General features: G+C 53.4%; 8 protein-coding genes and 2 tRNA genes. 7 read left to right on the top strand and 3 right to left on the bottom strand.

Features of this window, described 5'->3' with window-relative positions; all coding sequences use genetic code 11:
• Window positions 1-107: 107 nt before the first annotated feature.
• The 3 genes from dxs to HMPREF0673_RS02960 all read right to left on the bottom strand — a co-directional run bounded on the left by dxs (window position 108) and on the right by HMPREF0673_RS02960 (window position 2,383).
• A complete protein-coding gene (dxs, locus tag HMPREF0673_RS02970) occupies window positions 108-2,009 on the bottom strand; it encodes a 1-deoxy-D-xylulose-5-phosphate synthase (RefSeq protein WP_007897711.1) in 1,902 nt (633 codons plus the stop codon).
• 163 nt (window positions 2,010-2,172) lie between these two features.
• Window positions 2,173-2,243, bottom strand: a tRNA-Gln gene (locus HMPREF0673_RS02965).
• A 69-nt stretch (window positions 2,244-2,312) separates the two neighbouring features.
• Window positions 2,313-2,383: transfer RNA gene (locus HMPREF0673_RS02960), tRNA-Gln, on the bottom strand.
• 259 nt (window positions 2,384-2,642) lie between these two features.
• Between HMPREF0673_RS02960 and rsfS the strand changes: the two genes are divergently transcribed.
• From rsfS to HMPREF0673_RS02925, 7 genes are all read left to right on the top strand, one after another.
• Complete coding sequence (gene rsfS, locus HMPREF0673_RS02955) at window positions 2,643-3,002, top strand: ribosome silencing factor (RefSeq protein ID WP_007897708.1); 360 nt, start codon at window positions 2,643-2,645, stop codon at window positions 3,000-3,002.
• 13 nt (window positions 3,003-3,015) lie between these two features.
• Complete coding sequence (ftsH, locus tag HMPREF0673_RS02950) at window positions 3,016-5,094, top strand: ATP-dependent zinc metalloprotease FtsH (RefSeq protein WP_007897706.1); 2,079 nt, start codon at window positions 3,016-3,018, stop codon at window positions 5,092-5,094.
• Between the two features lie 14 nt (window positions 5,095-5,108).
• Window positions 5,109-5,978: a phosphatidate cytidylyltransferase gene (locus tag HMPREF0673_RS02945; protein WP_007897704.1), complete on the top strand. Its 870-nt coding sequence runs from the start codon at window positions 5,109-5,111 to the stop codon at window positions 5,976-5,978.
• A gap of 148 nt (window positions 5,979-6,126) precedes the next feature.
• Window positions 6,127-6,537 carry a PH domain-containing protein gene (locus HMPREF0673_RS02940; protein WP_007897702.1) on the top strand — a complete coding sequence of 137 codons (411 nt, stop codon included), beginning with the start codon at window positions 6,127-6,129 and terminating at the stop codon, window positions 6,535-6,537.
• A gap of 29 nt (window positions 6,538-6,566) precedes the next feature.
• The gene (gene dacB / locus HMPREF0673_RS02935) at window positions 6,567-7,832 is read left to right on the top strand and encodes a D-alanyl-D-alanine carboxypeptidase/D-alanyl-D-alanine endopeptidase (RefSeq protein ID WP_007897700.1); all 1,266 of its coding nucleotides are present in this window, start codon (window positions 6,567-6,569) and stop codon (window positions 7,830-7,832) included.
• 21 nt (window positions 7,833-7,853) lie between these two features.
• On the top strand, window positions 7,854-9,281 hold the full coding sequence (locus tag HMPREF0673_RS02930; protein ID WP_007897699.1) for an ATP-dependent DNA helicase: 1,428 nt from the start codon (window positions 7,854-7,856) through the stop codon (window positions 9,279-9,281).
• A gap of 110 nt (window positions 9,282-9,391) precedes the next feature.
• On the top strand, window positions 9,392-9,619 hold a 228-nt coding region (locus HMPREF0673_RS02925), incomplete at its 3' end, for an RNA polymerase sigma factor (protein ID WP_007897697.1).

Raw genomic sequence — 9,619 nt, 5'->3', positions numbered from 1 at the left:
AGGCTACGGCATTCCTGCCGTAGCCATTGCAAGCCATTACAAACCGTTGCAATGATTTATATTTCAGTAGTCAAGGTCTACGGCAAGAATGCCGTAGACTCCTACGATTAGCCCTTTGTGATTTCGGCTTTAATCGCCTCTACGTCAATGCCTGCAATGTGGTGCAGCTCCGGCACGGTGCCGTGCTCTATGAAGCGGTCGGGTATGCCCATGCGCACCACCTTTACCGGTTTGTCGTTGTCGCTCATCCACTCGAGCACTGCCGAGCCGAAGCCGCCCGTGCGCTGCGCGTCCTCGATGGTGATGATGCGCTTGAACTTCGCCGCGATGTTCTGTAGAAGTTCCTCGTCGAGCGGTTTGCAGAAGCGCATGTCGTAGTGAGCCACGCTTGTTGTGCACCCCTCAGCCTTGAGCTGCTCGATAGCCTTCTCCACATCGTTGCCGATAGGTCCGTAGCTGAGCACCGCCACATCGTCGCCTTCGCGTATGCAGCGCCCCTTGCCAACGGGTATCTCCTCCAGCGCGCACTGCCAGTCGTCGCGGCGCACGCCTCTGCCACGCGGATAGCGTATCACGACAGTGCCCTTGTCGGGCAGTTGTGCTGTGTACATCATACGGCGCAGCTCGCACTCGTCCATTGGCGAGCATAGCGTGAGGTTGGGCACGGGGCGCAATGCAGCGATGTCGAGCACGCCATGATGCGTGGCTCCGTCCTCGCCGACGAGTCCGGCGCGGTCGAAGCACAACACTAACGGCAGGTTCAGGATAGCCGCGTCGTGTACGATGTTGTCGTATGCACGCTGCGCAAACGCACTGTATATGTTGCAGAACGGCAGTAGTCCGTCCTTAGCCATTCCGGCAGAGAACGTCACGGCGTGACCTTCGGCGATGCCTACGTCGAAGGCACGGTCGGGCATCTCCTGCATCATGATGTCGAGCGAGCAACCCGTAGGCATAGCCGGTGTGACGCCCACTATCTTCGGGTTCTGCTTCGCCAGTTCGACAAGTGTGCGTCCAAACACATCCTGATAGCGTAGCGGTTGCTGCGAGGTGTCGCCCGTTAGACGTTCGCCCGTGTCTGGGTCGAACTTGCCCGGTGCGTGCCATATCGTAGCCGCCTCCTCGGCGGGCTTGTATCCCTTGCCCTTCACGGTGTGCAGATGCAGAAGCTTCGGTCCGCGCATGTCCTTCAACTGATTGAGTATGCGCACCAGTTCCACCACGTCGTTGCCGTCGAACGGACCGAAGTAGCGTATGTTCATGCCCTCAAAGATGTTCTGCTGATGAGCGAGTGCCGACTTGATGGCGTTGTTCAGGCGAATGAGCCCCTTGCGGCGGTCGTCGTTGAGATAACCTTTCGAGTGCAGCCACTTCGACGCACGGTCGCGCAGACGGTTGTACGTGGCGTTGGTGTCGAGGTTCAGTAGATATTTCTCCATGCCACCCACTGCTCTGTCGATACTCATGTCGTTGTCGTTGAGGATGATAAGCAGATCGTTGGGCGACGACGAGACGTTGTTCAAGCCCTCAAACGCCAATCCGCCCGACATCGCTCCGTCACCAATGACGGCAACCACATGCCGGTCTGGCTCGTTGTTCTTATGCGCAGCCACAGCCATGCCCAACGCCACAGAGATAGAGTTGGAGGCGTGTCCGCACGTGAACGTGTCGTACTCGCTTTCTTTAGGAGAAGGGAATGGGCGGATGCCGCCTAATTTGCGGTTAGTATAGAACTGGTCTTTGCGTCCGGTGAGGATTTTGTGTCCGTATGCCTGATGTCCTACGTCCCACACAATGCGGTCGTAGGGCGTGTTTAGCACATAGTGCATCGCTACAGTCAGCTCCACTACGCCAAGCGACGAAGCAAGGTGACCAGGATTGACAGACAATTCCTTCACGATATCCTGACGCAACTCGGCACAAAGCTCGGGCAGTTGCTCAACGGGCAACTGTCTGAGGTCCTCTGGATACTGTATCTTGTCTAATAATTCCAAGTTGTCGGTGCTCATATATATATTGAAATATACTGAAATCTATTGAACTCTGTTAAATAGGTTTTGTTCAAAGAAGGCACAATACCTCCTATTTAATGCAAAGTTACGTAAAAAAAGTAATGTAAGGATATTAATTGCACAAAAAAAGCATCCATCTGTGAAAGATGAATGCTTTGTGTTGGGATACCCGGACTCGAACCAGGAAAGGCAGGACCAGAATCTGCAGTGTTACCATTACACCATATCCCAATGCTGCAAAAGTGGAACTTTATTGCAATAAAAAACATCCCTCTTTATAAGAAGAATGTTGCTATGAAGTTGGGATACCCGGACTCGAACCAGGAAAGGCAGGACCAGAATCTGCAGTGTTACCATTACACCATATCCCAATATGTGTTGCAACTTGTTCCCTTATTGCGAGTGCAAAGGTACGAATTATTTTTATAACAGCAATGTTTTTCGTAAGTTTTTTTTAATAAAATCTAATAAAAAGCCATTTTCTATAGTTTTAAGTCGTTTTTTGGATAAATCGCTGTATCTTTGTACGGCTTAAAAAGCGCATATATAATATATATAATAATGTAGTCACATTAAATGATATATAATCATTGAATAAACAGAATATAAAATTAAACAAGAATATAGTAAATGGAAATTAAAGACAAGTTGGTAGAAGCCATCGTTAAGGGTATTCAAGAGAAGAAAGGACAGGACATAACAATCGCCGACCTCCGTGGTATCGACGGCAATATAACTAACTACTTCGTGATTTGCCAGGGCAACTCGCCTTCGCAGGTTGAGGCTATCGCCGATTCTGTGTGCGCGACAGCACGCATCGATGCTGGCGAGAAGCCGGTACACACCGTCGGATTGCCGCAGGCTTACTGGGTGGCAATGGACTTCGTTGACGTTATCGTGCATGTCTTCATACCTGAAGCACGCGACTTCTATAACCTTGAGACCCTCTGGGAGGATGCCAAGGTTATAAATATACCGAACCTCGATTAATAATAAAGATTATATGAACACAAACAATAATCCCTCTGGAGATAACAACCAACCGAAGATGCCGAAGTTCAATATGAACTGGATCTACACGATCATCATCGTGATGCTCGCCGTGCTGTTCTTCTCTGATGGAGGTAAAGGCTTCTTTGGCAGCCAGATGGCGAGCCAGGAGGCTACGTACACCAAGTTTCAGGTGTATGTAGACAAGGGTTATGCACGCAGTGTGGTTGTGAATAAGGACAACGGAACGCTGCGTATGTACGTGCGTCCGGACAAAATCCGCGACGTGTTCGGCAAGTCGGCGCAGCAGGTTGGTCAGAAACCGTATGTAGAAGTTACATACGGCTCGGTTGACGGCGTAGACAACTATCTCTCTTCTGCAATGAAGAGAGGCAAGATACTCGATTTCAGCTACGAGAAGGACTCCAACTCCGGACTCATGACGCTGTTCTACACCTTCGGTCCGATTATCTTCTTCGTCTTCTTGTGGCTCTTCATGATGCGCCGCATGGGCGGCGGCGGAGCTGGCGGCGGAGTTTTCAACGTCGGCAAGTCGAAGGCTCAGATGTACGAGAAGGGCAACGATCTCGGCATCACATTCAAGGATGTGGCTGGTCAGGTGGGTGCCAAGCAGGAGGTGCAGGAGATTGTCGACTTCCTCAAGCAACCGCAGAAGTACACAGAGCTGGGTGGTAAGATACCCAAGGGCGCTCTCCTCGTAGGACCTCCGGGCACAGGTAAGACCTTGCTCGCAAAGGCAGTGGCAGGCGAGGCAGGCGTTCCGTTCTTCTCCATGAGCGGCTCCGACTTCGTGGAGATGTTCGTCGGTGTAGGCGCAAGTCGCGTACGCGACCTCTTCCGTCAGGCTAAGGAGAAGGCTCCGTGCATCATCTTCATCGACGAGATTGATGCCGTGGGACGTGCGCGTAGCAAGAATCCTGCAATGGGTGGCAACGACGAGCGCGAGAACACGCTCAATGCCCTCCTTACAGAGATGGACGGCTTTGGTACAAACAGCGGTGTTATCATCCTCGCAGCTACGAACCGTGCCGACATGCTCGACAAGGCGTTGCTGCGTGCCGGACGTTTCGACCGTCAGATAACGGTCGACTTGCCCGACCTTACTGAGCGTAAGGAGATTTTCCAGGTGCATCTGCGTAAGGTGAAGATAGACGAGACGGTAGATATCGACTTCCTCTCGCGTCAGACACCGGGCTTCTCGGGTGCAGATATCGCCAATGTGTGCAACGAGGCGGCGCTCATCGCCGCACGCCATAATAGCAACAAGGTAGGCAAGCAGGACTTCCTCGACGCAGTAGACCGCATCATCGGCGGTCTGGAGAAGAAGACAAAGGTAATGACTGAGGCTGAGAAGCGCACCATCGCGCTGCATGAAGCCGGTCACGCCACTGTCTCATGGTTCTGCGAGCACGCCAATCCTCTCGTTAAAGTGAGCATCGTGCCACGTGGCAGAGCACTCGGCGCAGCTTGGTACCTGCCCGAAGAGCGTCAGATCACAACAAAGGAGCAGATGCTCGACGAGATGTGTGCACTGCTTGGCGGTCGTGCAGCCGAAGAACTCTTCACCGGACACATTTCTACCGGCGCTATGAACGACCTCGAACGTGCTACGAAGTCGGCATTCGGCATGGTAGCATACGCCGGCATGAGCGATCGTCTGCCAAACATCTGCTACTATAACAACCAGGAATATCAGTTCCAGCGTCCTTACTCAGAGACAACGGCTAAGATTATCGACGACGAGGTGCTGAAGCTGGTCAACGACGAGTATGCACGTGCGAAGACTCTGCTTAAGGAACATGCAAAGGGACATAACGAACTCGCCGAGCTCCTTATGACTCGCGAGGTGATCTTCGCCGAGGATGTGGAGCGCATATTCGGCAAGCGTCCATGGGTGAGTCGCTCGGAAGAGATAATCGAGGACAATACTCCTAAGCTTGAGGACATGCCCGAAGTGGTTCGCCAGGCTCAGAAGGAGCACGAGGAATCGTTGGCAAAGCAGGCTGCACTTCCTGCTGATGACTCGGCAGAGCAGCCGACTGACGACAAGACAGAACCTACTGAGAAATAATAAACGTAAGCATTATGAGCGATAAAATGAAAAACTTGATTGTACGTACCATCACCGGTGTGCTCTTTGTGGCAGCCATCGTTACGTGCTTCTTGCGTCCGGAGGCGATGATACTTCTGTTCGCGCTGGTTACAGGACTCACCATCTGGGAGTTTACGGGCATTGTGAACGACATAGAGGGCGTCACGACGAACCGTCTCATCACCACCGTTGCTGGCGTCTACTTGTTCTTCAGCATCGCAGGCTACTGCTCGGGCATCGTGCCGTCGGCAGTGTTCATACCTTACTTGCTGACCATCGTCTATCTGTTCATCGCCGAGCTGTACACAAAGGCTCCGAATCCGATAAACAACTGGGCGTACACAATGCTTGCGCAGATGTACATTGCACTGCCGTTCTCCACTATCAACGTCCTCGCATTCCGTGCTACGGGCGATGGAGTGGTGTACAACTACCTCCTTCCGCTCAGTGTCTTTATCTTCCTTTGGACTAATGATACGGGTGCTTACCTCAGCGGATCGCTCTTCGGCAAGCACAAGCTCTTTCCGCGTGTCAGCCCAGGCAAGAGCTGGGAGGGAAGTATCGGTGGCGGACTCCTCGTGCTGGCTATGGCAGCAGCCGTAGGCTTCTACGAGACATCCGCTCTGCACAACGGCGCAGCCGAAGTGGCTCTCAGCATACCGCAGTGGATGGGCTTAGGTCTTGTCGTTGTGTTCTTCGGTACATGGGGCGACCTTGTTGAGTCGCTCTTCAAGCGTACCATCGGCATAAAGGATTCGGGCAACATCCTGCCCGGTCATGGCGGAATGCTCGACCGTTTCGACTCTTCGCTGATGGCGTTCCCTGCTGCAGTGGTATATCTGTACACACTCACGATTTTCTAAACCGTGAGTTGCGATTAATAAAAATCAGCAGACACTATTTGATAAATACTCGAATTAAATCGCCTGAGCGTCACAGTAATGATTGACGCTCAGGCGATTTTGTTGTTTATCGTTTGCCTGTCTCGCAAAAAAAGTGTAGATTTGCATTATGAACCGAACTTTCCATCATAACGTCAGCTTGCAGGGCATAGCCACGATAGTGTTGTTGGCAGTAGTCGCTCTGTGGTGTTTTCTTGTGCGCAGCGGAATCACTCCTGCGTTGGGTTTCGTGTGTCTGTTGCTTGGCGCGGCAGGTGTCGACCGCTTGGTGAACACCACCTACACATTCACCGCTGATGGCGACCTCGTCATCATTCGTGGCAGACTCGGCAAGAGCATAACGATAGCTGTAAACGAGATAATAGTGGCACGTGCGGTGCGCGGCACGCTGTTCACGGCACGCCACATCGTGATAGAATACGGTTGCGGAAAGATAACGTATGCGCAACCGCAGCAGACAAGCGAATTCATCGAAGAGATACGGCGCAGACAGAGACAATATGAAGACAAGGATAATTAAGAAATGGACATCAACCATTACAAACAGGCATGAAAGACTATATATATAAATATGTATTGACACTCGTGGCGTTCTTCTTCGCTTCAGGAGCAACGGCACAGACAGATGTCGAGTTTGACGAAGACGACAGTTCGGCGGTTGCCGACACACTGATGCCCGACACGTTCAAGGTGGCGGAGCAGGCATTGCCGTGGAATATAGCTGTGGCAAAGCATCTGGACAACCTTCTTGAGCACGATATGTTTGAGACATCCACCGTCGGAATGATGGTGTACGACCTCGATGCCGACTCGGTGCTCTACAGTCACAATGCGCGTCAGCTTCTGCGCCCTGCATCGACAATGAAACTCGTCACGGCGATAGCAGCCATCGACCGCTTGGGCGGCAGCTACCAGTTCAAGACCGAGCTATGCTACACCGGCGAGGTGAACGACCGCACGCTTACGGGCAATATCTACTGCGTGGGCGGCTTCGACCCACGCTTCAACTCCGACGATATGCGTGCTTTTGTTGAGGCTATACACAAGATGGGAGTCGACACCATACGTGGCAACATCTATGCCGACAAGTCGATGAAGGATGCCGATCAGTTTGGTGCAGGCTGGTGTTGGGATGACGACAACCCCGTGCTATCGCCGTTGCTTATCAGCAGGAAGGATTCATTCACAGAGCGTTTCGTCAGCGACCTCCTTGCCGACAGTCTTGTTGTTGAGGCAAACGTTGGCGAGTCGCAACGTCCTGACAGTGCCTATTGCATCTGCCGTCGCTTCCACACCATCGACCAGATACTGATGCGCATGATGAAGAACAGCGACAACCTCTATGCCGAGTCGATGTTCTACCAGTTGGCAGCATCTACAGGCACCAAGCAGGCTTCGGCTAAGCAGGCACGCAGCGTAATCAATAGGCTGATATCTAAGGTAGGACTCAATCCGAAGCGTTACGAGATAGCCGATGGTAGCGGACTCTCGCTCTACAACTATCTCTCGGCTGAACTCGAAGTGCGCCTTCTGCGCTATGCGTTCCAGAACAACAATATATACATGCACCTGCGTCCGTCGCTGCCCATTGCCGGCGAAGACGGCACACTGCGCAAGCGCATGACGGGCGTGTTCACCGCTGGCAACGTACGCGCCAAGACCGGCACCGTGCAGGGCGTGTCGTCGCTTGCCGGCTATTGCACGGCAGCCAACGGCCACCGCCTCGCATTCTCCATCATCAATCAGGGCATACAGCACCACAGCAACGGTCGTGCTTTCCAAGACCGTGTCTGCACTGTGCTCTGCCAACCGTAGCCTTTTTAAAAGTAAACCGAATTGTACGCTATAAACTATAAGACACTCATCGTCCAGGCGCTCGGCTTCGAGCCTACTGCCGACCAGCGGCACGCCATCGACACCTTCGCCGAGTTTCTCGCCGATCGTGACGACCATGCTACGATGCTGCTGCGCGGTTCGGCAGGTACGGGTAAGACGACACTCTCTGGTGCCATCGTGCGCACGATGCTCGCGTTGAAGCAGCGCGTTGTCCTGCTTGCGCCGACGGGTCGTGCCGCGAAAGTGTTCGCTTTAAACTCAGGCGTACCGGCTTCCACCATCCCCCGCCGCATCTACCGCCAGCAGTCGCTCGGCGGTTCGTTCTCGCTTGCTCCTAACATGATGACCGACACGCTGTTTCTCGTCGACGAGTCGTCGATGATAGCCAACGAAGGCTTGCGCGAATCGGTGTTCGGCACGGGCTGTCTGCTCGACGACCTCGTGCAGTTCGTCTATTCGGGGCGCAACTGCCGACTGGTGCTCATCGGCGACAAGGCGCAGCTGCCGCCGGTAGGCGAGGAGGAGTCGCCGGCTCTCTCCTCAGCGTTCATCTCCGGCTACGGACTCACCGTCTACGAAAGCGACCTGCGCGAGGTGTTGCGCCAGAGCCAGCAGTCGGGTATACTCTACAACGCCACGGTGATACGCCAGATGATTACGCACGACGAGGCGACCGCCCTGCCCAAGATACGCTTCAGCGGCTTCCCCGACATCGTATGCGTGCCGGGCGATGAACTGATAGAGACGCTCGCTACGAGCTATTCGCAGGTGGGCATGGACGAGACGATGGTTGTTACGCGCTCCAACAAGCGTGCAAACATATACAATCAGGGCATACGCAACCAAGTGCTTTGGCGCGAGGAGGAACTGACGTCGGGCGACTGGCTCATGGTGGTGAAGAACAGCTACTACTGGACCGAGCAGAAGAAGGCTGAAGACACGTCGGCGCCGGCGTTCATAGCCAACGGTGACCGTGCCGTGATACAGCGCGTGCGCAACCGCCGCGACCTCTACGGCTTCCACTTCGTCGACCTCTGGCTGCAGTTCCCAGACTACGACAACTACGAGTTGCAGGTGACGGCGCTCACCGACACGCTCGCCACCGAGGCACCAGCGCTCACACGCGAGCAGAGTCAGCAGCTCTTCGACGAGGTGATGGCAGACTACGCCGATGTGCGCACCAAGCCCGAACGCTACAAGCGTCTGAAAGCCGATCCCTACTACAATGCGTTGCAGATAAAGTACGCCTATGCTGTCACGTGCCATAAGGCGCAGGGCGGACAGTGGGCGCACGTCTACGTAGACCAAGGATATATGACCGACGAAATGCTCACGCCCGACTATATCCACTGGCTCTACACCGCCTTTACACGTGCTACGGAGAAACTCTTCCTCGTTAATTGGCCTAAGACGCAGACGGAAGAGTAGCGGTTGTAGCCATTCTTTTTTTATATACCTCGAAAAAACACAACTTTTTCTGTAGCAAACCCCACCTTTTGTGCGTCTAAAGAGCAGGAAAAGTAATAAACAACAAGCATATGAACACAACAGAGCAACAATTCTCGCAGCTTGTGAGAGACAACCGTAGCACGATATACGCCGTGTGCTACATGTTCTCCAACGATGCCGACGAGGTGGCAGACCTCTTTCAGGAGGTGCTTGTCAAGCTATGGAACGGCTACGAGACGTTCCACGGCAAGAGCGACGTCAAGACATGGATATACCGTGTCACCCTCGGCTCATATAATATTGTTGTGTTTTTAACA

Source organism: Leyella stercorea DSM 18206 (genome assembly GCF_000235885.1).
Classification (GTDB): Bacteria; Bacteroidota; Bacteroidia; order Bacteroidales; family Bacteroidaceae; genus Prevotella; species Prevotella stercorea.
This window is presented reverse-complemented; position numbering and strand designations above follow the sequence as displayed.